This is a genomic window from Streptomyces sp. NPDC005811, from assembly GCF_040630405.1.
Classification (GTDB): domain Bacteria; phylum Actinomycetota; class Actinomycetes; order Streptomycetales; family Streptomycetaceae; genus Streptomyces.
The window spans coordinates 1-24,450 of the sequence record NZ_JBEXXK010000068.1; the positions used below are offsets into that span (position 1 = coordinate 1).

General features: G+C 71.5%; 20 protein-coding genes. 2 read left to right on the plus strand and 18 right to left on the minus strand.

The features are described from left to right. Positions 1–156: 156 nt before the first annotated feature. The 4 genes from ABZ490_RS44890 to fmt form a co-directional block, all read right to left on the minus strand. Complete coding sequence (locus ABZ490_RS44890; protein WP_359004212.1) at positions 157–1,554, minus strand: HupE/UreJ family protein; 1,398 nt, start codon at positions 1,552–1,554, stop codon at positions 157–159. After that, positions 1,554–2,672, minus strand: coding sequence for a DUF3500 domain-containing protein (locus ABZ490_RS44895; RefSeq protein WP_359004215.1), 1,119 nt, complete (start codon positions 2,670–2,672; stop codon positions 1,554–1,556). Before ABZ490_RS44895 ends, ABZ490_RS44890 begins: the two co-directional genes overlap by 1 nt. Before the next feature lie 231 nt (positions 2,673–2,903). Then, positions 2,904–4,331, minus strand: a complete 1,428-nt coding sequence (locus tag ABZ490_RS44900; protein ID WP_359004218.1) for a transcription antitermination factor NusB — start codon at positions 4,329–4,331, stop codon at positions 2,904–2,906. Positions 4,332–4,406: 75 nt separating this feature from the next. Then, positions 4,407–5,339 (minus strand): methionyl-tRNA formyltransferase, encoded by a 933-nt coding sequence (gene fmt, locus ABZ490_RS44905; protein WP_359004221.1) that lies wholly within the window; start codon positions 5,337–5,339, stop codon positions 4,407–4,409. A gap of 215 nt (positions 5,340–5,554) precedes the next feature. On the opposite strand from fmt, the gene ABZ490_RS44910 reads away from it, so the two are divergent. Next, complete coding sequence (locus tag ABZ490_RS44910; protein WP_359004223.1) at positions 5,555–6,103, plus strand: hypothetical protein; 549 nt, start codon at positions 5,555–5,557, stop codon at positions 6,101–6,103. 87 nt (positions 6,104–6,190) lie between these two features. Here the strand turns inward: ABZ490_RS44910 and ABZ490_RS44915 are convergent, their stop codons facing one another. Next, entirely contained in the window at positions 6,191–8,344 is a 2,154-nt protein-coding gene (locus ABZ490_RS44915; RefSeq protein WP_359004225.1) for a primosomal protein N', read from the minus strand. Between the two features lie 457 nt (positions 8,345–8,801). Here ABZ490_RS44915 and ABZ490_RS44920 point away from each other — a divergent pair, with 457 nt between their 5' ends. Then, positions 8,802–9,800 carry an MFS transporter gene (locus ABZ490_RS44920; RefSeq protein ID WP_359004228.1) on the plus strand — a complete coding sequence of 333 codons (999 nt, stop codon included), beginning with the start codon at positions 8,802–8,804 and terminating at the stop codon, positions 9,798–9,800. Positions 9,801–9,890: 90 nt separating this feature from the next. On the opposite strand, the gene metK is transcribed toward ABZ490_RS44920, so the two are convergent. The 13 genes from metK to pyrR form a co-directional block, all read right to left on the minus strand. After that, positions 9,891–11,099, minus strand: a complete 1,209-nt coding sequence (gene metK, locus ABZ490_RS44925; RefSeq protein WP_359004231.1) for a methionine adenosyltransferase — start codon at positions 11,097–11,099, stop codon at positions 9,891–9,893. A gap of 239 nt (positions 11,100–11,338) precedes the next feature. After that, positions 11,339–12,541, minus strand: a complete 1,203-nt coding sequence (coaBC, locus tag ABZ490_RS44930; protein WP_359004234.1) for a bifunctional phosphopantothenoylcysteine decarboxylase/phosphopantothenate--cysteine ligase CoaBC — start codon at positions 12,539–12,541, stop codon at positions 11,339–11,341. A gap of 143 nt (positions 12,542–12,684) precedes the next feature. Further along, a complete protein-coding gene (gene rpoZ / locus ABZ490_RS44935; protein WP_067250001.1) occupies positions 12,685–12,957 on the minus strand; it encodes a DNA-directed RNA polymerase subunit omega in 273 nt (90 codons plus the stop codon). Between the two features lie 50 nt (positions 12,958–13,007). Continuing rightward, positions 13,008–13,565 carry a guanylate kinase gene (gmk, locus tag ABZ490_RS44940; RefSeq protein ID WP_359004237.1) on the minus strand — a complete coding sequence of 186 codons (558 nt, stop codon included), beginning with the start codon at positions 13,563–13,565 and terminating at the stop codon, positions 13,008–13,010. Between the two features lie 60 nt (positions 13,566–13,625). Beyond that, complete coding sequence (locus ABZ490_RS44945) at positions 13,626–13,949, minus strand: integration host factor (RefSeq protein ID WP_003977346.1); 324 nt, start codon at positions 13,947–13,949, stop codon at positions 13,626–13,628. Positions 13,950–14,260: 311 nt separating this feature from the next. Continuing rightward, the gene (pyrF, locus tag ABZ490_RS44950) at positions 14,261–15,103 is read right to left on the minus strand and encodes an orotidine-5'-phosphate decarboxylase (protein ID WP_359004240.1); all 843 of its coding nucleotides are present in this window, start codon (positions 15,101–15,103) and stop codon (positions 14,261–14,263) included. After that, positions 15,100–16,206, minus strand: a complete 1,107-nt coding sequence (locus tag ABZ490_RS44955; RefSeq protein WP_359004242.1) for a quinone-dependent dihydroorotate dehydrogenase — start codon at positions 16,204–16,206, stop codon at positions 15,100–15,102. Before ABZ490_RS44955 ends, pyrF begins: the two co-directional genes overlap by 4 nt. Positions 16,207–16,270: 64 nt before the next feature. Beyond that, positions 16,271–19,579: a carbamoyl-phosphate synthase large subunit gene (gene carB / locus ABZ490_RS44960; protein WP_359004245.1), complete on the minus strand. Its 3,309-nt coding sequence runs from the start codon at positions 19,577–19,579 to the stop codon at positions 16,271–16,273. Beyond that, the gene (gene carA, locus ABZ490_RS44965; RefSeq protein WP_359004248.1) at positions 19,572–20,726 is read right to left on the minus strand and encodes a glutamine-hydrolyzing carbamoyl-phosphate synthase small subunit; all 1,155 of its coding nucleotides are present in this window, start codon (positions 20,724–20,726) and stop codon (positions 19,572–19,574) included. The genes carB and carA overlap by 8 nt, the downstream gene beginning before the upstream one ends. Then, positions 20,723–21,313 carry a hypothetical protein gene (locus ABZ490_RS44970; RefSeq protein WP_359004250.1) on the minus strand — a complete coding sequence of 197 codons (591 nt, stop codon included), beginning with the start codon at positions 21,311–21,313 and terminating at the stop codon, positions 20,723–20,725. The genes carA and ABZ490_RS44970 overlap by 4 nt, the downstream gene beginning before the upstream one ends. Then, the gene (locus ABZ490_RS44975; protein ID WP_359004253.1) at positions 21,310–22,596 is read right to left on the minus strand and encodes a dihydroorotase; all 1,287 of its coding nucleotides are present in this window, start codon (positions 22,594–22,596) and stop codon (positions 21,310–21,312) included. Before ABZ490_RS44975 ends, ABZ490_RS44970 begins: the two co-directional genes overlap by 4 nt. A 6-nt stretch (positions 22,597–22,602) precedes the next feature. Continuing rightward, a complete protein-coding gene (locus tag ABZ490_RS44980; protein ID WP_359004256.1) occupies positions 22,603–23,583 on the minus strand; it encodes an aspartate carbamoyltransferase catalytic subunit in 981 nt (326 codons plus the stop codon). An 86-nt stretch (positions 23,584–23,669) separates the two neighbouring features. Then, entirely contained in the window at positions 23,670–24,236 is a 567-nt protein-coding gene (pyrR, locus tag ABZ490_RS44985) for a bifunctional pyr operon transcriptional regulator/uracil phosphoribosyltransferase PyrR (RefSeq protein ID WP_359004259.1), read from the minus strand. Positions 24,237–24,450: the final 214 nt, after the last annotated feature.

Genomic DNA, 24,450 nt, shown 5'->3' on the forward strand with positions numbered 1-24,450 from the left:
CAGGGCCGCCGAGGGGCGGTGAGCACACGGCCGGTGCCGGTGGCACTCCCCGGGGCCGGGCCGCGGCGGTCGGCGTGATCGCAACCGGAGAGTGGCCGCCAGGGCCGTGCCGACCCTCCGAGCGCTCACCACGACCCGCGGCGGTACGGCGGCCGCTCACGGCCGCCGAGGGGCGGTGAGCACACGGCCGGTGCCGGTGGCTCTCCCCGGGGCCGGGCCGCGGCGGTGGGCGGTGATCAACCGGAGGGTGGCCGCCAGGGCCGTCGCGACCAGGACGAGGAGCAGCTGGGAGGTGTGCGTCCCGGCGCTGTCCGCGGCACGGGCGACGGGGTTGGCCAGGCCGAGCCGGTCCAGCAGCCAGCCGAGGGCCGCGCCGGCCGTCAGCGCCGCGCACGCGCCCCGCAGCACGGAGTGCCCGCGCAGCCGGGTGAGACAGATCAGGCCCGGCAGGGCGAGGAGGACCAGGACGAGTTGCACGGCTTCGATGCCGAGGTTGAATCCCGCGAGGCTGAGGGCCAGTTGGGTGGTGGAGAGGTGCATCTCGGCGAGCGTGAGCGAGAAGGCCAGGCCGTGCCCGAGCCCGAAGAAACCCGCGACCAGGGCTTCCCGCCCGGGGAATATCGGGCGCATGGCGTGCACGGCACCGACGAGAATACTGAAGGCGATGAAAACCTCGACCGGCTGAGCCGGAATGTCGAGACGTCCGAAAGCACTCAGCGCGAGCGCCAGGGAATGCCCGACGGTGAAAGCGAGAGTCGTCCGGCCTGTTCGCCGTATCGCGGTCCGGTTGTCCACTGTTCCCCGCCAGCGTTTTCCGGCCACCCGAAGAGGGGCGGGAAGCAGAAGAATCAGCAGGAAGAGCAGATGATCGGTGCCGTCGAGAATGTGAGCGGCGCCGAGCCGGAACATGGCGTACGTCCCGCTCCAGACGCTCCCGCTCTCCAGGTCGACGGTGAGGGGGGCGACGGTCATGGTCCGGGTGTCGACGCGGATGACGCCGACCTCGGTCGCGGTGTCCTGCCCCGCGTCGGCCACGCGGCCGGCGGCCCAGTCCTGCCGGACGGAGACCATCACGGTGTGGGTGACGACCTGGTGGACGACGGCGTCGTAGTCGAGGACGAACCGGCGCGGGTCCCCGCCGGAGGGCGGGGTGAGCGTGGCCCGCACCGTCAGCTCGCGGTAGGTGCCGGTGGAGGTCTGCTCCGCCCGCCCCAGGGCCAGGGCGCCGAAGGCGACGGTCCATGCCTCGCCCCCGCGGGTGGTGGGGTGCAGATGCGCGGACAGGTAGCGGCGGATCGCGGCGGTCCGCGCCGACAGCTGCTCGGCGGTGGTGGAGTCGTCCAGGGCGATACCGCTGGCCCGGGAGAAGTCGCTGACCGGCAGCTCCAGTTCGGCGGTCACCGACGTCTCGTGCACGTCGAGCAGCAGCACCGAGTGGGGCATGGGATGGGCGGCGGCGGGCGGCGCTGCCAGAAGCAGCGCCGCCGTCACCGTCACCGCGATCCCGGCCAGCATGCGCAGCGCATGCGACAGTGAGATCGGCCGGCGGTTCATCAGAACGAGAACTCTCCGCCGTAGTCGGTGGTGTGGTCCCGGTAGACGGTGTGGTAGTGGATCTGATCCGAGTACACCACGCCGTCCTGGCAGACGAACTCGATCCAGACACCGGGTCCGTCGATGCGCACGTAGTCGCCCTGGGCGCTCAGATCGGTCGAGCCGGAGTACGAGATGTAGGTCTCGTCCAGTTCCGACTTGTAGGTGCTCAGCACGGAGGCGGCGGTGGTGTCGTCCGCCACGTCGACCCACGGTTCGATGGCGTTCAGGACCAGCTCCTGCTGGTCGTCGGTGAGTTCGCCGACCGCGAGCCCCTCCTTCGTCGTGGGGAAGTCGCCGTCGTCGTCCGGACCGAGCAGCACGTCGCTGAACGACTCGGAGAGCTTCGCCTCCGTGAGTTCGTCGCTGCTCAGCGAGGAGACCATGGCGGACATCGCGTCGTACATCCCGGACAGCGGTGCGTACGTGGTGCCGTCGTCGGTCCAGCTGGTCGGCTCCACCCCGACGAAGTACGGCGTGGAGCCCTCGACCTCCCCGTCCTTGTAGGTGAGGTTCAGGGCGAGGTGGTGACCGCCGAAGTGCAGCTGCCAGGTGCCGTCCGTGCTCGGGGTGCCGAGGAACGCCAGGTAGTAGTTGCCGCTGCCGTAGCCGCTGGCGGACTCGCCGAGGTAGTCGTCGGCGGCCAGGATCTGGGTGATCTGGTCGTTGCCGGTGTCGGTGCCGGTACCGGTCGCCGCCTCGATCACCGCCTTGGCGGCGGTCAGCTGGGTGTCGCTGAGCGAGCTGAACGCGATGCCGACCCGACAGGTCGAACCGCACGGGAGGTTCGACCAGGCGGTGGCGTTCGCCTGGGTGAAGTCGAGGAGCACGGACGACTGCTGGTCGTCGTCGAGGGTGTCCAGGAAGGCGTCGGCCGCGGCGACCACATCCGAGGCGGAGGCGGTGGAGGCGGCGGAGGCGGCCGCGGACGGGGCGGTCGCGGTCGCCGCCCCGTCGACGGACGCGGCATGGGCGTTCACGTACACCGCCCCGAAGAGCAGGACCGTTCCCGCGGCGAACGCCGCGCCGGCCTTCTTCAACCGGTTCTTCGACCTGCGGTGGGTATGGTTCTCCGACATTTTCTCTATCCCTTCCAAAGAGGCTTCACGGAATTCCAGAAATCCCCTTCGGGAAGGTTGGTCTCAGGAATTCCGTGCCGTTGTTTTGGTGAGATAAAGAAACCAGTCGGCACTGTGGCAGACATCGAGAAACAGTCGGGGTTGGCTATGCGATGCTGTGCCCGGAAGCCGGCGGCTTAAGGTTTCCCGACTTCAACTCTCTTGCCCGGCTTGGGATATGACGTACCGTCATCACCCGGTCCGGCGGATGAGCGCCAGATACATGGCGTCGGTGCCGTGCACATGCGGCCACAGCTGGATGTCGGGCCCGTCGCCCAGCGACGGCACGCCCGGCAGCAGCGGCCTCGCGTCGACGAGGTCGGTCTGCGGGAACTGCTTGAGCACGTCGGAGACGACCGCCCGGGTCTCCGCGAGATGCGGTGAGCAGGTGGCGTACCCGACGACACCGCCGACCCGCACGGCCTCCAGGGCGGTCCGCAGCAGCCCGCGCTGCAACGGCGCGAAGCCTTCGAGGTCCTCGGGCCGGCGCCGCCAGCGCGCCTCGGGACGCCGTCGCAGGGCGCCCAGGCCGGTGCAGGGCACGTCCATCAGGACCCGGTCGAAGGAACCGGGCCGCCACGGCGGGCGGAGCCCGTCGGCGGCGATGACCTGGTAGGGCCCGGGATTGCCGTGCAGCGCCTTGGCCACCAGACCCGCCCGGTGCGGCTGCTTCTCGGAGGCGAGCAGCACGGCCCCGCGCTCGGCGGCCAGGGCGGCGAGCAGCGCGGCCTTGCCGCCGGGCCCGGCACACCCGTCGAGCCACCTCTCGTCCCGCCCCTCCACGGGCGCGGCGGCGAGGGCGAGCGCGACGAGCTGGCTCCCCTCGTCCTGGACCCCCGCACGCCCCTCGCGTACGGCGTCGACGGCCCCGGGCTCCCCGCCCTCGGTGAGCCGCACGGCGTACGGCGACCAGCGTCCCGGTACGGCGGCGTGCTCCCGGAGCAGTTCCTCCGGCGTGGCCCGCCCGGGCCGGGCGACCAGGGTGACCTCCGGCCGCTCGTTGTCGGCCTCGAGCAGGTCCTCGATCCCGGCCCGCCCGCCGCCGAGCGAGTCCCACAGCGCGGAGACGACCCAGCGCGGATGCGCGTGCACGACCGCGAGGTGCTCCTCGGGGTCGTCGTCGTACGGCGGGGCGACCTGCTCCAGCCAGCCGTCGAGATCGTGCTGGGCGATCTTCCGCAGCACGGCGTTGACGAACTTGGCCCGCCCGTCGCCGAGCACGACCCGCGCCAGCTCGACCGCGGAGGACACGGCGGCGTGCGTCGGGATCCGCGTCCCGAGCAACTGGTGCGCGCCCAGGCTGAGGACGTCGAGCACCGGGGGATCGACTTCCCTCAGCGGCCGGTCCACACAGGCGGAGATGACGGCGTCGTACGTCCCCTGCCGGCGCAGCGTGCCGTACACCAGCTCGGTGGCGAGCGCCGCGTCGCGCGCGTCGAACGTGTCGGGTCCCTCCTTCTCCCGCGCCTTGCGCAGCAGCGGCGGCAGCACCAGGTTGGCGTAGGCGTCCCGCTCGTCCACGGCCCGCAGCGCCTCGAAGGCGAGCATGCGGACCGGGTCCTTCTGGGGCCGGCGGTAGGGCCGGGCGGGCTTGCGGGGACGGGGGGACTGGTCGCTCACGAAAAAGGTGCTCCGGACTGGGGGAAGGAAGGGGCGTCCAGCGTACGACGTGCACGCCGGACCGGCGCAGGAGCGTTACGCCCCGACCCGCTCGCCCTCGCCGATGCGCACCCCGCGCGCCCAGTCGGCGGCCCGCATCGGCTTCTTGCCCTGGGCCTGGACCCACAGCAACTCGACGGCGTACGACCCGGTCCCGACGTGGACGCTGTTCTTGCCGACGGCCAGCGCGCCGGGAGCGAGGTCGTCCCGCCCGGGGACCGGCTGCACATGGATGAGCTTGAGCCGCTCGCCCCGGAAGGTGGTCCAGGCGCCGGGGGCGGGCGTGCACCCGCGCACGACCCGGTCCACCCGCAGCGCGGGGGCGGCCCAGTCGATCAGCGCGTCCTCGACGGTGATCTTGGGGGCGAGCGTGATCCCGTCCGCCGGCTGCGGCACGGCCTTCAGGCTGCCGTCCTCGATCCCGTCCATGGTGGCCGCGAGCAGTCCCGCGCCCGCGAAGGCGAGGCGCGTCAGCAGATCCCCGCTGGTGTCGGTGGCCCGCACCACCTCGGTGACGGTCCCGTAGACGGGCCCGGAGTCCAGCCCCTCCTCGATCAGGAAGGTGGACGCCCCGGTGATCTCGTCCCCCGCCATGACCGCGTGCTGCACCGGCGCGGCGCCACGCCAGGCCGGCAGCAGCGAGAAGTGCAGGTTGACCCAGCCGTGGGCCGGGATGTCGAGCGCCACCTTGGGCAGCAGGGCCCCGTAGGCGACGACGGGACAGCAGTCCGGCGCGATCTCCCGCAGCCGCTCCAGGAACTCCGGGTCCCGGGGCCGCGCTGGCTTCAGCACCTCGATGCCCGCCTCCTCGGCCCGCTGGGCGACGGGAGAGGCCACCATCCGGCGCCCCCGCCCGGCCTGCGCGTCGGGCCGCGTCACGACGGCGGCCACCTCGTGCCGCCCGGAGGCGAGCAGAGCATCCAGGGCGGGAACGGCGACCTCGGGGGTACCGGCGAAGACGAGCTTCATGAAGGGACGGGCCTCTCGAAGAAACCAACTACGGGCAACGCACAAGTCTATGACCCCACCCCGAGCCCCCCACCTCGATTACCGAGGGGGCGCGGACCGGCACCGGGAGCGCCCGCATATGCCCATACGCGCCCACACCGTGACCAGCGGAGCGCACCCGCGTTGGTCAAGAAAGAGTTGACCTTCTCCCCAACGCCGGTTCGAGAGGCTTGTTCATGGCCGACCATGCAACCCACGACGCCCAGGCCCGGGCCAGCCTGCACTTGCTGGTGCGGGACATCGAGCGGGTCCGCCGGCAGGTGGACGCGCTGCGCACCCTCACCGCCCAGCTGGGCAACGTCTACCGCCCCCGCCGCTCCGGCCCCTCCACGGGCTTCGTCGTCTACGGACGCGCCCCCGCCCCGACGGTCCGCCTCGCCCAGGAACTCCGGGACAGCGTCGAGACCCTGGTCACCGCGGCGGTGGACTTCGACCGCTCGCTCGGCTTCTCGTGGGACGCGGTGGGCTCCGCGCTGGGCGTCACCAAGCAGGCGGTCCACCGCCGCTACGGCTCCCGCAGGGCCGCCGCCGCCCAGGCGCCCGCCGAGACCGAGCGGACCCCGGTGGATCCGACCGGCCCCCGCACGGTCAGCGTGAACACGGGCCTGCCGACGGTCCCCACCGTCCCCGCCGCCCGCTCCATGCCGACCCAGCCGACGGCGGGCAGCCCGGCCCTGCGCGACGAGGTGAGACCGACCGCCTTCCCCGGCCCGCGCAACGGCTGAGGCCACCCGCCGCTCCTGCCCTCTCGGCCCCCTCCCGAGAGGGCAGCCGCAATTCCGGAGCCCCGGCTCAGCCCGGCCGGCCACCGCTCACCCGATGTCCCCGGGATCGACCCGCACCCACACCCGCCCCGATTCCTCCGCCCCCCGGGCCATCCGAGCGGCCTGAGCCGACTTCAGCGCGCCCGCCAGCGCCGCTCCCCGCCCCGGCGGCACCCGCACCAGCGCCCGCTCCCAGTGCTCCCCCGCGGGCGGCGCCCCCGTCCGCCTCGGCCGGCCCGGTGGGGTGACCGGCAACGGCACCGGCCCCAGCACCTCCGCCTCGGCGGGCAGTGCGGCCGCCCCCAGGAACGCGGCCACCGCCTCCGCCGTCCCCGACACCGACGCCATCCTCGACACCGGCGGGAATCCCAGCTCGGCCCGCTCCGAGAGCTCCCGCAGCGCATGGCCCACGGGATCCCACCGCACCAGCGCCTGCACGGGCCGTAGCGTCGGCTCGGCGACGACCACCACGGTCCCGCCCTCCCCCTGCGGCCGTACCAGCGCCGCGGCCGCGATCCAGCGCCGCAGCGCGTCCTCCCCGGCGCGCAGATCGGGCCGGCCCAGCATGGCCCAGCCGTCGAGCAGCAGCGCCGCCGCGTACCCGCCCTCGGCCACCGGCTCGGCCCCCGGGGTGCTCACCACCAGCGCGGGCGCCCCGGGCACCGTGTCGAGGACGTGCTCCCGCCCGGACGTGCGCACCGGGACGGCCGGGAACGCCCGCCCCAGCTCCTCCGCGGTCCGCCGCGCCCCCACGACCTGGGCCCGCAGCCGGAACGACCCGCACTCCGGACAGTGCCACGCGCTCTCCTCCCGTCCGCACCACCCGCACCACAGCGCCCCGCCGTCCCGCGCCTCCAGCGGCCCTGAGCAGTGCCGGCACCGGGCGGCGGCCCGGCACTGCGCGCACGCCATCCGCGGTACGTACCCGCGCCGCGGCACCTGGACCAGCACCGGCCCGTGGCGCAGCCCCTCCCGGGCCGCCTGCCAGGCGAGGGACGGCAGCCGGGCGGCGCGCGCGGCCTCGTCCCGCGCCAGGTCCTGGTCCCCCACGGTCCGCACCAGCGGCGCGGCCTGCCGCACCTGCTCCCGCGCGGCGACCAGCGGCCGTGCCCAGCCGCTCTCGACGAGCTGCGCGCCCTCGACCGTGCAGCTCCAGCCGCCCATGAGGAACCCGCACCGGTCCTGCGCGGCGCGCAGCAGCAGCACCTCGCGCGCGTGCGGCTGCGGCGCGTGCAGTTCGCTGTGGGTGTCGTCCCCGTCGTCCCAGAGGGCCACCAGCCCGAGGTCGCGCACGGGAGCGAACATCGCGGCGCGGGTCCCGACCACGGCCCGCACGCTCCCGCGCCGGACGCCGAGCCACTCGCGGTACCGCTTCTCCGGCCCGGCGTCCGCCTGGAGCAGTGCGTGCCGCCCCTCCCCCAGCAGGGCCGTCAGGGCCGCGTCGACCCGGGCGGCGGCCCGCCCGTCCGGAACGACCACCAGGGCCCCGCGTCCCGAGGCGAGGGTCGCGGCGACGGCCCGGGCCAGCTCCTCGCTCCAGCCGGGCCCGGGCAGCGCGTTCCACACGGCGCGCGGTACGCCGCCCGAGGCCAGTGACTCCAGGAACGCGGCCCCGCGTTCGTACCGGGCCCAGGATCCGGCCTCCGGTGCCGGCGGCGGGGGCAGCGGCGCGGGCGAGGGCCGCTGTTCGGCGCGCGCGTTGCGCGGCGGCACGGCGAGCTGGAGCACGTCGGCGAGGCTCCCGGCGTAGCGGTCGGCGACGGCCCGGGTCAGCGCCAGCAGCTCCGGGCCCAGCACCGGTTCGGGCGACACGACCTGGGCGAGGGCCGCGAGCGGCCCGGAGTAGTCGGAGGCGGCGAGCCGCTCGACGAGGAACCCGTCGATGAGTCCCCCGCCCTCGCGCCGCCCCTCGCGCACCCGGCCGCGGCCCGCGCCGAACCGCACCCGCACCCGGACCCCCGGCCGGGCCTCGGCGTCCAGCTCGGCCGGCACGGCGTAGTCGAAGTAGCGGTCGAGGTGGAGCACGCCCTTGTCGACGAGCACCCGCGCGACCGGCAGCTCCTCGGCGAGCGCGGCGCCCCGCCAGGTCCGCGGTTTGGCCCGCGGCTCCTTGGCCTTGCGCACGGTCTCCCGGATCAACGCGAGCTGCTCCGGCGGCGCGCCCTCCCCGCCTCCGGCCCCCGGCCCGTTCTCGCTGCTCACCCCTGCATTCTTACCAAACCCCACTGACAGCGGCCCCGCCCCGGACCCCGGACCCCCTAGCGTTCACATACATGTACCTGCGTTCAATCCATTGACCCGGAAGGATCACCTACTTAATCTCGCCCTCTACGTGACCGGAGTTCACGTACATGCACAGGGGAGTGATGACAACGATGTCGAGTCAGGCGGTCGAGGCGACGGTCGAGCAGCGGGCGGTGGGCAGGTTCCTGCGCCGGATGAGCCACGGTGAGGGCGATTCGGCGCAATCCGTGCCGGAACAGTACGATCAGCTCGGTGCCAAGCGATAACCAAGCGTGCGCCAATCTGAGCAACGCCTTGTCGCGGCGGGACACGCCGGAGGGGTGCCAGCCCGAAAGGGTTCGAGCGCCCGTGAACCTCAGCCCGTGATGGCTGGAATCCTTTGGCTTCAGCCGAAGGAGGATGTCAAAACGTCACCATGTTCTACGGACTGCGCTTCCTGCTCGGTGTCGCGGAGGCCGGCTTCTTCCCCGGCGCGATGCTCTACCTCACCCAGTGGCTGCCCGACTCCAGCCGGGGCCGGGCCACCGCGATCTTCCTGGGCGGCTCGGCGGCCGCCGGCGTCATCACCGGCCCGATCACCGGCGCCCTGCTCGAACTGCACGGTGCGGGCGGCATCGCGGGCTGGCGGTGGATGTTCGCCCTGGAGGGCACGTTCTCCGTGATCGTGGGCGTCATCGCCGGTTTCTTCCTCGTCTCCCGGATCGAGGACGCGCGCTGGCTGTCGGCCGAGGAGAAGACCGCCCTGCGCACGGCCGTCGCCCAGGACGAGACGGCCCGCGCCCGGGCCCCGAAGGTCTCGCGGCTACGGCTGATGTTCCACCCGCAGGTCGCCCTGCTCACCGGCGCGTTCTTCTCGATGACCCTCACCGGGTACGCGATCACCTTCTGGCTGCCGAGCCTGATCGAGGAGATCGGCGGTCTGTCCTCCTTCGAGGTCGGCCTGCTGTCGGCGATCCCCGCGGTCTGCTCCATGATCGCCATGTACACGATGAGCCACTTCACCGACCGCGCCCCCGACCGGCGCCCCTACCTCGCGCTGACCCTGGTGCTGTCCGCCCTGGGCACCTACCTGGCCACCCTCGGCTCCCCCTGGTTCGGCCTCGCCGCGATCACCCTCGCGGGCGTCGGCTCCAAGTGCGCCGCGACCCTGTTCTGGCCGATGGCGCAGTCCGGTCTCGACCTGAGGATCGCCGCCCCGGGGCTGGCGCTGGTGAACTCGATCGGCAACCTCGGCGGTTTCGTCTCGCCGTTCCTCTTCGGGTACCTCAAGGACACCACCGGCAGCACCAATGGCGGCCTCTACATCCTCTCCGCCGCCTCCCTGCTCGCGGTCGTCGCGGCCCGTTTCCTGCGCGGCGCACGGACGGCCGGCGCGGCCTCGACCACTCCTGCGGCGGAGCCCCAGAAGGCGTAACGCCGACGGCGCGACCCCGACGAAAAAAGCACCGGCTCCCGGGACCGTCTGAGTGAGGGTCCCGGGAGCCGGTGTCGTGCGTGGTGCGGACTACAGCCCCGCGGCCTTGCGCAGCGCCTCGACGCGGTCGGTCCTCTCCCAGGTGAACTCGGGCAGCTCACGGCCGAAGTGGCCGTACGCGGCGGTCTGGGCGTAGATCGGGCGCAGCAGGTCGAGGTCGCGGATGATCGCGGCCGGACGCAGGTCGAAGACCTCGTCGATGGCCTTCTCGATCTTCTCGGTCTCGACCTTGTTGGTGCCGAACGTCTCGACGAACAGACCGACCGGCTCGGCCTTGCCGATCGCGTACGCGACCTGGACCTCGCAGCGCGCGGCCAGACCGGCGGCGACCACGTTCTTGGCGACCCAGCGCATCGCGTACGCCGCCGAGCGGTCCACCTTGGACGGGTCCTTGCCGGAGAAGGCGCCGCCGCCGTGGCGGGCGAAGCCGCCGTAGGTGTCGATGATGATCTTGCGGCCGGTGAGGCCGGCGTCGCCCATCGGGCCGCCGATCTCGAAGCGGCCGGTCGGGTTGACCAGCAGCCGGTAGTTCTCGGTGTCGAGCTTGATGCCGTCGTCCAGCAGCGCCTTCAGCTCGGGCTCCACGACGAACTCGCGGATGTCGGGCGCCAGCAGGGAGTCCAGGTCGATGTCGCTCGCGTGCTGCGAGGAGACGACGACCGTGTCGAGGCGGACGGCCTTGTCGCCGTCGTACTCGATGGTGACCTGGGTCTTGCCGTCGGGGCGCAGGTAGGGGATGGTCCCGTTCTTGCGGACGTCCGAGAGGCGCTTGGACAGGCGGTGCGCCAGGAAGATCGGGAGCGGCATCAGGGTCGGCGTCTCGTCGGAGGCGTAGCCGAACATCAGGCCCTGGTCACCGGCGCCCTGCTTGTCGAGCTCGTCGTCATCGCCCTCGACCCGGGACTCGTACGCCGTGTCCACGCCCTGCGCGATGTCCGGGGACTGCGAGCCGATGGACACCGACACACCGCAGGAGGCGCCGTCGAAGCCCTTCTTCGACGAGTCGTAGCCGATCTCGAGGATCTTCTCGCGGACGAGCTGGGGGATCGGCGCGTAGGCCTTGGTGGTGACCTCACCGGCCACGTGCACCAGACCGGTGGTGATCAGGGTCTCGACGGCGACGCGGGACGTCGGGTCCTCGCGCAGCAGCGCGTCGAGGATGGTGTCGCTGATCTGGTCAGCGATCTTGTCGGGGTGACCCTCGGTCACGGACTCCGAAGTGAACAGGCGACGGGACACAACGCTCCCTGGGGTTGCAGCGGCTGCTGGCTGATCATTGGCGGACGCGACGGGAGCTGCGCCCGGCGTCGTCCGGGAACAGTTTATCGGTCGAGCCCGGCCACCGGCCCACCCGTCTCGCCTCTCGGGAGCGCTGTGACCTGCGGCACGGGCATTCTGCCGAATGCCGAGCACGCTTGGCCAGGGTCGCCACGCCCGAATCGAGCGGCGTACGAGGGAACGGCGAGCGCATCAAACAGTCAGGTCAGGCGTGGCGTCACCAGGTCCCACACGATTTCGGCCAAGGCTTCCTTGGGCCCGTGCGGTACCGGGGTCTCGGTGCCGTCGGCCCCCAGGACGACGGCCTCGTTCTCCTCGGAACCGAAGGTCCTGCGCTCCCCCACCTCGTTCACCACCAGCAGGTCGCACCCCTTGCGGCGGAGTTTGGTGCGGCCGTTGGCGAGCACGTCGTCCGTCTCGGCGGCGAAACCGACGACCACCTGCCCGGGGCGGGCGCGGTCGGCGGAGATCTCCGCGAGGATGTCCGGATTACGTAGGAGGACGATCGGATCGGGATCCTGTCCGTCCTTCTTCTTGATTTTCCCGGCGGCGTAGGTCTCGGGCCGGAAGTCGGCCACCGCGGCGGCCATCACGACCGCGTCGGCGTCGGCGGCCGCCTTGAGCACGGCCTCGCGCAGCTGTACGGCGGTCCCGACCTGGACGACGTCGACGCCCGCCGGGTCGGGCAGCCCGGTGTTGGCCGCGATCAGGGTGACCCGGGCGCCGCGGGCGGCGGCGGTGCGGGCGAGGGCGTACCCCTGCTTGCCCGAGGAGCGGTTGCCGAGGAAGCGGACCGGGTCGAGGGGCTCGCGGGTGCCGCCGGCGCTGACCACGACATGGCGGCCGGCGAGGTCGGGTTCGCGCACGCCCCGGGCCAGCACCCGGCGGCAGACCTCGAAGATCTCGGCGGGGTCGGGCAGCCGCCCCTTGCCGGTGTCGACGCCGGTGAGCCGGCCTACGGCGGGCTCGATCACGACGGCGCCGCGGCGGCGCAGCGTCGCCACGTTCTCCTGGGTGGCCGGGTGCTCCCACATCTCGGTGTGCATCGCGGGGGCGAAGACGACGGGACAGCGGGCCGTGAGCAGGGTGTTGGTGAGGAGGTCGTCGGCGAGGCCGTGGGCGGCCTTGGCGAGCAGGTCGGCGGTGGCGGGGGCGACCACGACCAGGTCGGCGTGCTGGCCGATGCGGACGTGCGGGACCTCGTGGACGTCGTCCCAGACCTCGGTGGAGACGGGCTTGCCGGAGAGGGCGGACCAGGTGGGGGCGCCGACGAAGTGCAGGGCGGAGGCGGTGGGCACGACCCGTACGTCATGGCCGGACTCCGTGAGCCTTCTCAGCAGCTCACAGGCCTTGTAGGCGGCGATGCCGCCGCTGACCCCCAGAACGACCTTGGGCTTGTCCACCGTCTCTCCCCGGACCTCGGAAGCGCGCCGCGGCTCCGGCGCACGACTCCATCACACACCACAGGCCCGGCAGGAGCACTGCCGGGCCTGTGGAAAAGTCAGCTGCAAGCTGAAAGTACTACTACTGCGTCCGTGGGACCGCGTTACTGCGCGGGGTCCGCGACGGCCTCGGACGTCAGCAGGCCCGCGTTGATCTCGCGGAGCGCGATCGAGAGCGGCTTCTCGTGGACGTGGGTGTCGACGAGCGGACCGACGTACTCGAGGAGGCCCTCGCCGAGCTGCGAGTAGTACGCGTTGATCTGGCGAGCACGCTTGGCCGCGTAGATCACGAGGCTGTACTTCGAGTCGGTGGCCTCGAGGAGCTCGTCGATCGGCGGGTTGATGATGCCCTCGGGCGCGGAGATGGAAGAGGACACGCTCTACCTTCCGATGGATGGGAAAGAATCAGTGAGTGTGACCTGCACGATCACACGACATCCATCAAGGCTAGCAGCTCACGCGCCACGTCCTCGACAGAGGTGTTGACCAGGGTCACGTCGAACTCCGGCTCGGCCGCGAGTTCGATCTTCGCGGCGTCCAGCCGTCGCTCGATGACCTCGGGCGGCTCGGTGCCCCGCCCGGTGAGTCTGCGCACCAGCTCCTCCCAGGAGGGGGGAGCCAGGAACACCAGCTGGGCGTCCGACATGGACTCGCGGACCTGCCGCGCGCCCTGGAGGTCGATCTCCAGGAGGACGGGCTCGCCCGCCTCCAGCCGCTCCAGCACGGCGCCTCGCGGCGTGCCGTAGCGGTTGCCGGCGAACTCGGCCCACTCGAGGAGCTCGCCGTTGGCGATCAGCTTGTCCATCTCGTCGTCGGTGACGAAGAAGTAGTGGACACCGTGCTGCTCACCGGGGCGGGGCTTCCGGGTCGTCGCCGACACCGAGAGCCAGACCTCGGGGTGTTCCTTGCGCATATGGGCGACGACCGTGCTCTTGCCGACCCCGGAGGGGCCGGAGAGCACGGTCAGCCGCGGACGTTCACTCATGCAGCGATTATTCCAGCAATCCCGGAGTGCCCGGGACTCCCTTCCCGGCAGTACCCGGGATCAGGACCCGGTGCTGCCGAACTCACGCTCCAGGGAGGCGATCTGGTTGGAACCGAGACCGCGTACGCGGCGGCTCTCGGAGATGCCGAGTCGCTCCATGATCTGCTTGGCACGGACCTTGCCCACGCCCGGCAGGGACTCGAGCAGGGCGGAGACCTTCATCTTGCCGATGACGTCGTTCTCCTGACCCTGCTTGATGACCTCGTGCAGGGAGGCGCCGGAGTGCTTGAGTCGATTCTTGACCTCGGCCCGCTCCCGGCGAGCCGCGGCGGCCTTTTCGAGCGCGGCTGCGCGCTGTTCGGGGGTAAGGGGCGGAAGAGCCACGCCTACGTCACCTCGGATGTCGAACTGTCGGATACGGACCGGTGAGGAACCTAGTCGCCCCACACCTAGGGAGCTACGAGCAACACGCTCTGCCCGTTCACCCCACTGCTGTAAAAGCGTGGGAGGGACCCCCACTGCTCGGAGACTAGCGGCCAAGTCCGCCTGAGTCAGCGAGAACAGAGGAAAAGTCCTGGTCAGCCTCTGTCAGGACGGGATATTTCAGACATAGTGCCCCGGATTTGAGAATGTATCCAGCCTCAAATCGGCCACGAAGCACTCATCGGAGGTTTGAAACGCCCTCGGACCGGCCGTCAGGAGGTCTCCAACGTGACGCGGATCTCGTCCGCGAAGCGGTCCGAGGCGTCACGCAGCGCGCTCACGTCGGGACCGTGGCGCAACACTCCCCGGCTGACGTTCGGCACGACGTTGCGCAGCACGCTCCCGAACACCCCGGGAAGATCGGCCGGGGTCGCCCCCTGGGCACCCACGCCGGGCGCCAGGAGCGGCCCGCCGATGCCGAGGTCGTAGGACGAGAGGTCCCCCAGGGTCGCCCCGACGACCGCCCCGAAGGAGCCCAGGGGCTCCTCGCCCGCGTTCTCGGCGGCCAGGTGCGCCAGCATGGTCGCGCCGACGTCCCGGCCGTCGGCGCGCACCGCGTGCTGCACCTCGCCCCCCTCCGGGTTGGAGGTGAGCGCCAGCACGAACAGCCCGGCGCCGTTCTCCCGGGCCAGCGCGACGGCCGGGGCGAGCGAGCCGTAGCCGAGGTACGGGGAGACGGTCAGCGCGTCGGAGAACAGGGGCGCGTCCTTGTGCAGGAAGGACTCGGCGTAGGCGGCCATGGTCGAGCCGATGTCCCCGCGCTTGGCGTCCATGACCACCAGGGCACCGGCGGCCCGCGCCTCCTGGACCGACTTCTCCAGCACGGCGACCCCGCGCGAGCCGAACCGCTCGAAGAACGCGCTCTGCGGCTTCAGCACGGCGACCCGGCCGGCCACCGCCTCGACGACCGTGCGGCTGAACCGCTCCAGACCCGCCACGTCGTCGTTCAGCCCCCACTCGGCGAGCAGGGAGCGGTGCGGGTCGATCCCGACGCACAGGGGGCCGCGCTCGTCCATCGCCCGGCGCAGGCGCGCGCCGAAGGGCTCGAGGGTCATGCCGTCTTCCTCACGTCGGCGCCGACCGCGTCGGCGAGGGTGGCGTACGGGCTCGTGCGCAGCCGCGCGGCGAGCCCCTTGTGGAGGGCGCGGCTCCAGAACGGGCCCTCGTAGATGAAGGCGCTGTAGCCCTGGACCAGCGTGGCGCCGGCCAGGATGCGCTGCCAGGCGTCCTCGGCGCTCTCGACGCCGCCGACGCCCACCAGGGTGATCCGGTCGCCCACGCGCGCGTAGAGCCGCCTGAGCACCTCCAGGGAGCGGGTCTTGAGCGGGGCCCCGGACAGTCCGCCGGTCTCCTGGACCAGCGCGGGGTCGGACCGCAGACCGAGCCCCTCGCGCGCGATGGTCGTGTTGGTGGCGATGATCCCGTCCAGGCCGAGCTCCACCGCGAGGTCGGCGACCGCGTCCACGTCCTCGTCGGCGAGGTCGGGGGCGATCTTCACCAGCAGCGGGACGCGCCGCGAGGTGACGGTGCGGTCGGCGGCCTCGCGCACGGCGCTCAGCAGCGGCCGCAGCGCCTCGGTGGCCTGGAGGTTGCGCAGGCCGGGCGTGTTCGGCGAGGACACGTTGACGACCAGGTAGTCGGCGTACGGGGCGAGTCGCTCGGTCGACTTCACGTAGTCACCGACGGCCTCCTCCTCGGGGACGACCTTGGTCTTGCCGATGTTGACGCCGACGACCGTGCGGAAGACAGGGGTACGGGACGCCAGGCGCGCGGCGACGGCGAGCGAGCCCTCGTTGTTGAAGCCCATGCGGTTGATCAGGGCGCGGTCGGCGACCAGCCGGAACAGCCGCTTCTTGGGGTTGCCCGGCTGCGGCTCGCCGGTGACCGTGCCGATCTCGACATGGTCGAAGCCCAGCATCGACATGCCGTCGATCGCGACGGCGTTCTTGTCGAAGCCCGCGGCGAGCCCGAAGGGGCCGTGCATGCGCAGTCCGAACGCCTCGGTGCGCAGCTCCTTGTGGCGCGGGGCGAGTGCGGCGGCGACGAAGGTGCGCAGGACGGGGACGCGGACGGCGAGGCGGATCCAGCGGAAGGCCAGGTGGTGCGCCTGCTCGGGGTCCATCCGCTTGAACACGAGATTGAAGAAGATCTTGTACATGGTTCCCTCATGAAGAGCCCTCATGAAGAGGGGGACACCGTTTCCGGTGTCCCCCTCAGGGCTGCTAGTCGCGGGCCGCGGTCAGGTGTTCCGCGTGTTCCTGGAGCGAGCGGACGCCCACGTCGCCGTGGTTGAGCGCGTCGATGCCCTGGACGGCCGCGGCGAGCGCCTGGACCGTCGTCAGGCACGGCACGGACCGGGCCACGGCCGCCGTACGGATCTCGTAGCCGTCGAGGCGGCCGCCGGTGCCGTACGGGGTGTTGACGATGAGGTCGACCTCGCCGTCGTGGATGAGCTGGACGATGGTCTTCTCGCCGTTCGGGCCGGTGCCCTCGGACTGCTTGCGCACGACCGTGGCGTTGATGCCGTTGCGCTTGAGGACCTCGGCGGTGCCGGAGGTGGCGAGCAGCTCGAAGCCGTGGCCGACCAGCTCGCGCGCCGGGAAGATCATCGAGCGCTTGTCGCGGTTGGCGACCGAGATGAACGCGCGTCCCTTGGTGGGCAGCGGTCCGTAGGCGCCGGCCTGCGACTTGGCGTACGCCGTGCCGAAGACGGAGTCGATGCCCATGACCTCGCCGGTGGAGCGCATCTCCGGGCCGAGGACGGTGTCCACGCCGCGGCCGGAGGTGTCGCGGAAGCGGGTCCACGGCATCACGGCCTCCTTGACGGAGATCGGCGCGTCCAGCGGCAGTTCGCCGCCGTCGCCGGTGGCCGGGAGCAGCCCCTCGGCGCGCAGCTCGGCGATGGTCGCGCCGAGCGAGATCCGGGCGGCGGCCTTCGCCAGCGGCACCGCGGTCGCCTTCGAGGTGAAGGGGACGGTGCGGGACGCGCGCGGGTTGGCCTCCAGCACGTAGAGGATGTCACCCGCCATCGCGAACTGGATGTTGATCAGACCGCGCACGCCGACGCCCTTGGCGATGGCCTCGGTGGAGGCGCGCAGGCGCTTGATGTCGAAGCCGCCGAGGGTGATCGGGGGCAGGGCGCACGCCGAGTCGCCGGAGTGGATGCCGGCCTCCTCGATGTGCTCCATGACGCCGCCGAGGTAGAGCTCGGTGCCGTCGTAGAGCGCGTCGACGTCGATCTCGATGGCGTCGTCGAGGAAGCGGTCGACGAGGACCGGCCGGGTGGGGCTGATCTCGGTCGACTCGGCGATGTAGGAGGACAGCCGGGTCTCGTCGTAGACGATCTCCATGCCGCGGCCGCCGAGGACGTACGAGGGCCGGACGAGGACCGGGTAGCCGATCTCGTCGGCGATGGCCTTGGCCTCGGCGAAGGTGGTGGCGGTGCCGTGCTTGGGGGCGGGCAGGCCGGCCTCGGCGAGCACGCGTCCGAAGGCGCCCCGGTCCTCGGCCGCGTGGATGGCCTCGGGCGGGGTGCCGACGATCGGCACGCCGTTGTCCTTCAGCGCCTGGGCGAGACCCAGCGGGGTCTGGCCGCCGAGCTGGACGACGACACCGGCGACCGGACCGGCCTGCGCCTCCGCGTGGACGATCTCCAGCACGTCCTCGAGCGTGAGCGGCTCGAAGTACAGGCGGTCGGAGGTGTCGTAGTCGGTGGAGACGGTCTCCGGGTTGCAGTTGACCATCACGGTCTCGTACCCGGCGTCGGAGAGCGCGAAGGAGGCGTGGACGCAGGAGTAGTCGAACTCGATGCCCTGGCCGATGCGGTTCGGGCCGGAGCCCAGGATGATCACCGCGGGCTTCTCGCGCTGCGCGACCTCGGTCTCCTCGTCGTAGGAGGAGTAGAAGTACGGGGTCTTCGCGGCGAACTCGGCGGCGCAGGTGTCGACCGTCTTGTAGACCGGGCGGACGCCGAGCGCGTGCCGCACCTCGCGGACGACGTCCTCGCGCAGCCCGCGGATCTCACCGATCTGCTGGTCGGAGAAGCCGTGCCGCTTGGCCTCGGCGAGCAGGCCGGCGTCCAGGCGCTCGGCGGCGGCCAGCTCGTCCGCGGTCTCCTTGATGAGGAAGAGCTGGTCGACGAACCAGGGGTCGATCTTCGTGTAGTCGAAGATCTCCTCGGGGGTGGCGCCGGCGCGGATGGCCTGCATGACGGTGTTGATCCGGCCGTCGGTGGGGCGGACCGCCTCGCGCAGCAGCTCGTCCTTGTCGCCGGGCTCGCCGACGAAGGTGAACTGGCTGCCCTTCTTCTCCAGCGAGCGCAGCGCCTTCTGGAAGGCCTCGGTGAAGTTGCGGCCGATGGCCATGGCCTCGCCGACCGACTTCATGGTGGTGGTCAGCGTGGAGTCGGCCTGCGGGAACTTCTCGAAGGCGAACCGCGGCGCCTTGACGACCACGTAGTCGAGCGTGGGCTCGAAGGAGGCCGGGGTCTCCTGCGTGATGTCGTTGGGGATCTCGTCGAGGGTGTAGCCGACGGCGAGCTTGGCGGCGATCTTGGCGATCGGGAAGCCGGTCGCCTTGGAGGCGAGCGCGGAGGACCGCGACACGCGCGGGTTCATCTCGATGACGATGACCCGGCCGTCCTCGGGGTTCACCGCGAACTGGATGTTGCAGCCGCCGGTGTCCACGCCGACCTCGCGGATCACGGCGATGCCGATGTCGCGCAGGATCTGGTACTCGCGGTCGGTCAGGGTCATCGACGGGGCGACGGTGATCGAGTCGCCGGTGTGCACGCCCATGGGGTCGAAGTTCTCGATGGAGCAGACGACCACGACGTTGTCGTGCTTGTCGCGCATCAGCTCCAGCTCGTACTCCTTCCAGCCGAGGATGGACTCCTCCAGGAGCACCTCGGTGGTCGGCGAGAGCGTGAGGCCCTGCCCGGCGATGCGGCGCAGCTCCTCCTCGTCGTGGGCGAAGCCGGAGCCGGCGCCGCCCATGGTGAAGGAGGGGCGCACGACGACCGGGTAGCCGCCGAGCGTGTCGACGCCCGCGAGGACCTCGTCCATGGTGTGGCAGATGACCGAGCGGGCGGACTCGCCGTGCCCGATCTTCTTGCGGACCTCCTCCACGACCACCTTGAACAGGTCGCGGTCCTCGCCCTTGTGGATGGCCTCCACGTTGGCGCCGATCAGCTCGACGCCGTACTTCTCCAGGACGCCGTTCTCGTGCAGCGAGATGGCGGTGTTGAGGGCCGTCTGGCCGCCCAGGGTGGGCAGGAGCGCGTCGGGGCGCTCCTTGGCGATGATCTTCTCGACGAACTCGGGGGTGATCGGCTCGACGTAGGTGGCGTCGGCGATCTCCGGGTCGGTCATGATCGTCGCCGGGTTGGAGTTCACCAGGACGACCCGCAGGCCCTCGGCGCGCAGGATGCGGCACGCCTGGGTGCCGGAGTAGTCGAACTCGGCGGCCTGGCCGATGACGATCGGGCCGGAGCCGATGACCAGGACGGACTGGATATCGGTGCGCTTAGGCACGCTGGCCCTCCATCAGGGATACGAAGCGGTCGAACAGGTAGGCGGCGTCGTGCGGGCCGGCTGCCGCTTCGGGGTGGTACTGGACGGAGAAGCCCGGCTGGTCGAGCAGCTGGAGCCCCTCCACGACGTCGTCGTTGAGGCAGACGTGGGAGACCTGGGCGCGGCCGAAGGGCGTCTCGCTCACCCGGTCGAGCGGCGCGTCCACGGCGAAGCCGTGGTTGTGCGCGGTGACCTCGACCTTGCCGGTCGTCCGGTCCTGGACCGGCTGGTTGATCCCGCGGTGGCCGTACTTCAGCTTGTAGGTGCCGAAGCCGAGGGCTCGGCCCAGGATCTGGTTGCCGAAGCAGATGCCGAACAGCGGGGTCTTCCGCTCCAGGACGGCGGTCATGAGGGCGACCGGGCCGTCGGCGGTGGCGGGGTCGCCGGGGCCGTTGGAGAAGAAGACGCCGTCGGGGCTGACGGCGTAGACGTCGTCGGCGGTCGCGGTGGCGGGCAGCACGTGCACCTCGATGCCGCGCTCGGCCATGCGGTGCGGGGTCATGCCCTTGATGCCGAGGTCGATGGCAGCGACGGTGAACTTCTTCTCGCCGACCGCGGGGACGACGTACGCCTCCTTGGTGGCGACCTCCTCGAAGAGGCTGGCGCCCTTCATGTGCGGCTGGGCCTGCACGCGCGCGAGGAGCTCGGTCTCCGCGGCGACCGTCTCGCCGGAGAAGATGCCGGCCCGCATGGAGCCGCGCTCGCGGAGGTGGCGGGTGAGGGCGCGGGTGTCGATGCCGGAGATCCCGACGATGTCCTGGGCGACCAGTTCGTCGTCCAGGGAGCGCTTGGCCCGCCAGTTGGACGGCACGCGCGCGGGGTCGCGCACGACGTAGCCGGAGACCCAGATGCGGCTCGACTCGTCGTCCTCGTCGTTCCAGCCGGTGTTGCCGATCTGGGGGGCGGTGGCGACCACGATCTGGCGGTCGTACGACGGGTCGGTCAGCGTCTCCTGGTAGCCGGTCATGCCGGTCGAGAACACCGCTTCGCCGAAGGTCTCCCCCACGGCCCCGTAGGCACGGCCGCGGAAGATCCGGCCGTCCTCCAGGACGAGTACGGCGGGAAGCACCCTCTTCTCAGAAGGGATTCCCCTGGTGGAGGTCGTCATCGTTCGGCGCCTTCCGTCGTGTTGTTCTTGATCATGGAGTTGATGGTTTCGACCCACGCGGTGTGCTCGGCCGCGTGGTCGGAGCGGAAACCGGAGTCGATCAGCCGGTCGCCGTGCTGCCAGGTCACGACCAGCAGTCCGCCCTCGGTGAGGACCTTGCCGGCGATGCCCTTGCCGAGCAGGGCCTCGCGCAGTGCTCCGGCGGGGACGAAGAAGTCGGTCGCGCCGGGGCGTACGACGTCCAGGCCCGCGTCGGTGAGCGTCAGCTCGACGCGGCTGCGGGTGCCGAGGCCGTGCGCCACGATGCGGTCGAGCCACTGCCCCGCGGTGGTGGAGCCGTGGTAGCGGCCGCTCATCGTCAGTCTCGCCTCGCCGGGCTCGTCCGGCGCGGTGGGGAGTTCCGGGAGGTCGCCCTGGAGGGTGCCCCGCCACTTCCAGCCCTCGCGCATCAGCCAGTAGACGAGTGCGACGAAGAGGCCGAGTCCGGCCACCCAGCCGATGCGCGCGGCCCAGTCGGTCACCTGGGCCGATTCCTTCTCGGCCGCGAGGGCCGTGAGGGCCGGCAGCAGGGGTGCTGAAGAGGTCACGTGAGCTTCCCGTCGACGAGCGTGGCCTTGCCCCGGAGCCACGTGTGCGTGACACGGCCCGGCAGCTCACGCCCCTCGTACGGAGTGTTGCGGCTGCGGGAGGCGAAGCCCGCGGGGTCCACGGAACCACGGTATGCCGTGTCGACGAGCGTGAGGTTGGCGGGCTCACCTGCCGAGACGGGGCGCCCGTGGCCCGTGGCCCGGCCGATGCGCGCGGGTGCGGCGGACATGCGGTCGGCGACCCCGGCCCAGTCCAGCAGGCCCGTCTCCACCATGGTCTCCTGGACCACCGACAGCGCGGTCTCCAGGCCCACCATCCCCATGGCGGCGGCGGCCCACTCGCAGTCCTTGTCCTCGTGCGGGTGGGGGGCGTGGTCGGTGGCGACGATGTCGATCGTGCCGTCGGCCAGGGCCTCGCGCAGGGCCAGCACGTCGCGCTCGGTGCGCAGCGGCGGGTTGACCTTGTAGACGGGGTTGTACGACCGCACCAGCTCGTCGGTGAGGAGCAGGTGGTGCGGGGTGACCTCGGCGGTGACGTCGATGCCGCGGGACTTGGCCCAGCGGACGATCTCGACGGAGCCGGCGGTCGACAGGTGGCAGATGTGGACGCGGGAGCCGACGTGCTCGGCGAGCAGGACGTCCCGGGCGATGATCGATTCCTCGGCCACCGCGGGCCAGCCGCCGAGGCCGAGCTCGGCGGAGACGACGCCCTCGTTCATCTGGGCGCCCTCGGTGAGCCGGGGCTCCTGCGCGTGCTGGGCGACGACTCCGCCGAAGGCCTTCACGTACTCCAGCGCGCGCCGCATGATCACGGCGTCGTCGACGCACTTGCCGTCGTCGGAGAAGACGGTGACGCCGGCGGCGGACTCGTGCATGGCGCCCAGCTCGGCGAGCTTCCTGCCCTCCAGGCCGACGGTGACGGCGCCGATGGGCTGGACGTCGCAGTAGCCGTGCTCCTGGCCGAGCCGGTAGACCTGCTCGACCACACCGGCGGTGTCGGCCACGGGGAAGGTGTTGGCCATGGCGAACACGGCGGTGAAGCCGCCGGAGGCCGCCGCGCGCGTGCCGGTCAGCACGGTCTCGGAGTCCTCACGGCCCGGCTCGCGCAGATGGGTGTGCAGGTCGACCAGGCCGGGCAGCAGCACCTTGCCGGCGGCCTCGACGACCTCGGCGCCCTCGGCGCTCAGGTCCGGGCCCACCTCGGCGATGACGGCCCCGTCGATCAGGACGTCCTGCGGCTCGCCGCCGAGCACCTTCGCACCACGGATCAGGATCTTGCTCATGGGTTCTTACTTCTCCTCGGTGGTACGGGCGTGGCTGACGGCGGGTTCGTTGCCGCCCAGGAGCAGATAGAGGACGGCCATCCGGATCGACACGCCGTTGGCGACCTGTTCGACGACGGTGCAGCGGTCGGAGTCGGCGACCTCGGCGGTGATCTCCATGCCGCGGACCATCGGGCCGGGGTGCATCACGATGGCGTGCTCGGGCATCCGCGCCATGCGGTCGCCGTCGAGGCCGTAGCGCCGCGAGTACTCGCGCTCGGTCGGGAAGAAGGCGGCGTTCATGCGCTCGCGCTGGACGCGGAGCATCATCACGGCGTCCGACTTGGGCAGGACGGCGTCGAGGTCGTACGACACCTCGCAGGGCCAGTGGTCCACGCCGACCGGGACCAGGGTGGGCGGGGCGACCAGGGTGACCTCGGCGCCGAGGGTGTGCAGCAGGTCGACGTTGGAGCGGGCGACCCGGCTGTGCAGGACGTCGCCGACGAGGGTGATCCGCTTGCCGGCGAGGTCCTGGCCGAGCCCGGCGTCCCGGCCGACCAGCCGGCGGCGCATGGTGAAGGCGTCGAGCAGGGCCTGGGTGGGGTGCTGGTGGGTGCCGTCGCCCGCGTTGACGACGGCCGCGTCGATCCAGCCGGAGGTGGCGAGGCGGTAGGGGGCACCCGAGGCGCCGTGCCGGATGACCACGGCGTCGACGCCCATGGCCTCCAGCGTCTGGGCGGTGTCCTTCAGGGACTCGCCCTTGGAGACGCTGGAGCCCTTGGCGGAGAAGTTGATGACGTCCGCGGAGAGGCGCTTCTCGGCGGCCTCGAACGAGATACGCGTGCGCGTGGAGTCCTCGAAGAAGAGGTTGACGATCGTGCGGCCGCGCAGGGTCGGCAGTTTCTTGATGGGGCGGTCGGCCACCCGGGCCATCTCCTCGGCGGTGTCGAGGATCAGGACGGCGTCGTCGCGGGTGAGGTCGGCGGCCGAGATGAGATGACGCTGCATCTGTCAGGCTCCGTAAGGCAGTTCAGACAAGTGGGGAGATTCAGGGCAGGCGGGGGCGCGCCGAGGCGGCGGGCGGGGTCCGGCTGCTACCGGGTCTGCTTCACACCGAGGAGCACGGTGTCCCGACCGTCCTCCTCGGCGAGCTGGACCTTGACCGTCTCCCGCAGCGACGTGGGGAGGTTCTTGCCGACGTAGTCGGCGCGGATGGGCAGTTCACGGTGGCCCCGGTCGACGAGGACCGCGAGCTGGACCGCGCGCGGGCGCCCGATGTCGTTGAGGGCGTCGAGGGCGGCGCGGATGGTGCGGCCGGAGAAGAGCACGTCGTCGACGAGGACGACCAGCTTGCCGTCGAGGCCGTCACCGGGGATCTCGGTGCGGGCGAGCGCGCGCGGGGGGTGCATGCGCAGGTCGTCGCGGTACATGGTGATGTCGAGCGAGCCGACCGGAATCTTGCGGTCGGTGATCTCCTCGAGCTTGGCGGCGAGCCGCCGGGCGAGGAAGACGCCGCGGGTCGGGATGCCGAGGAGCACCACGTCGTCGGCGCCCTTGGCGCGTTCGACGATCTCGTGGGCGATGCGGGTCAGGACCCGCGCGATGTCGGGGCCTTCGAGAACGGGCCGGGCATCGGAGGTGTGGAAGTCGGGCTTGTCCATACGAAACGGACCTCCTTCTCCGCCTCACGGGACGGATCTTAAAGGACGTCGGGTTTGCGCCATCCACCGTAGCAGCCCGCCGGGGCGGGCCTGATCACCCCTATGGAGTAATCGGCCATCGATACCACGGAAGAGTCGGTGTGGACCATTCGGCTTGACGCAGAAGAATCACGCTGCGTAACCTCACAATGAGTTACAAGCCGCGCGGTACGGA

Excerpts from the sequence above, each read along its gene's own strand:
- ABZ490_RS44890 (WP_359004212.1), bottom strand. The coding sequence starts at position 1,554 with ATGAACCGCCGGCCGATCTCACTGTCGCATGCGCTGCGCATGCTGGCC.
- ABZ490_RS44955 (WP_359004242.1), bottom strand. The coding sequence starts at position 16,206 with ATGTACAAGATCTTCTTCAATCTCGTGTTCAAGCGGATGGACCCCGAG.
- fmt (WP_359004221.1), bottom strand. The coding sequence starts at position 5,339 with ATGAAGCTCGTCTTCGCCGGTACCCCCGAGGTCGCCGTTCCCGCCCTG.
- ABZ490_RS44975 (WP_359004253.1), bottom strand. The coding sequence starts at position 22,596 with ATGAGCAAGATCCTGATCCGTGGTGCGAAGGTGCTCGGCGGCGAGCCG.
- ABZ490_RS44920 (WP_359004228.1), top strand. The coding sequence starts at position 8,802 with ATGTTCTACGGACTGCGCTTCCTGCTCGGTGTCGCGGAGGCCGGCTTC.
- carA (WP_359004248.1), bottom strand. The coding sequence starts at position 20,726 with ATGACGACCTCCACCAGGGGAATCCCTTCTGAGAAGAGGGTGCTTCCC.
- pyrF (WP_359004240.1), bottom strand. The coding sequence starts at position 15,103 with ATGACCCTCGAGCCCTTCGGCGCGCGCCTGCGCCGGGCGATGGACGAG.
- ABZ490_RS44980 (WP_359004256.1), bottom strand. The coding sequence starts at position 23,583 with ATGCAGCGTCATCTCATCTCGGCCGCCGACCTCACCCGCGACGACGCC.
- pyrR (WP_359004259.1), bottom strand. The coding sequence starts at position 24,236 with ATGGACAAGCCCGACTTCCACACCTCCGATGCCCGGCCCGTTCTCGAA.
- ABZ490_RS44910 (WP_359004223.1), top strand. The coding sequence starts at position 5,555 with ATGGCCGACCATGCAACCCACGACGCCCAGGCCCGGGCCAGCCTGCAC.
- ABZ490_RS44895 (WP_359004215.1), bottom strand. The coding sequence starts at position 2,672 with ATGTCGGAGAACCATACCCACCGCAGGTCGAAGAACCGGTTGAAGAAG.
- gmk (WP_359004237.1), bottom strand. The coding sequence starts at position 13,565 with ATGAGTGAACGTCCGCGGCTGACCGTGCTCTCCGGCCCCTCCGGGGTC.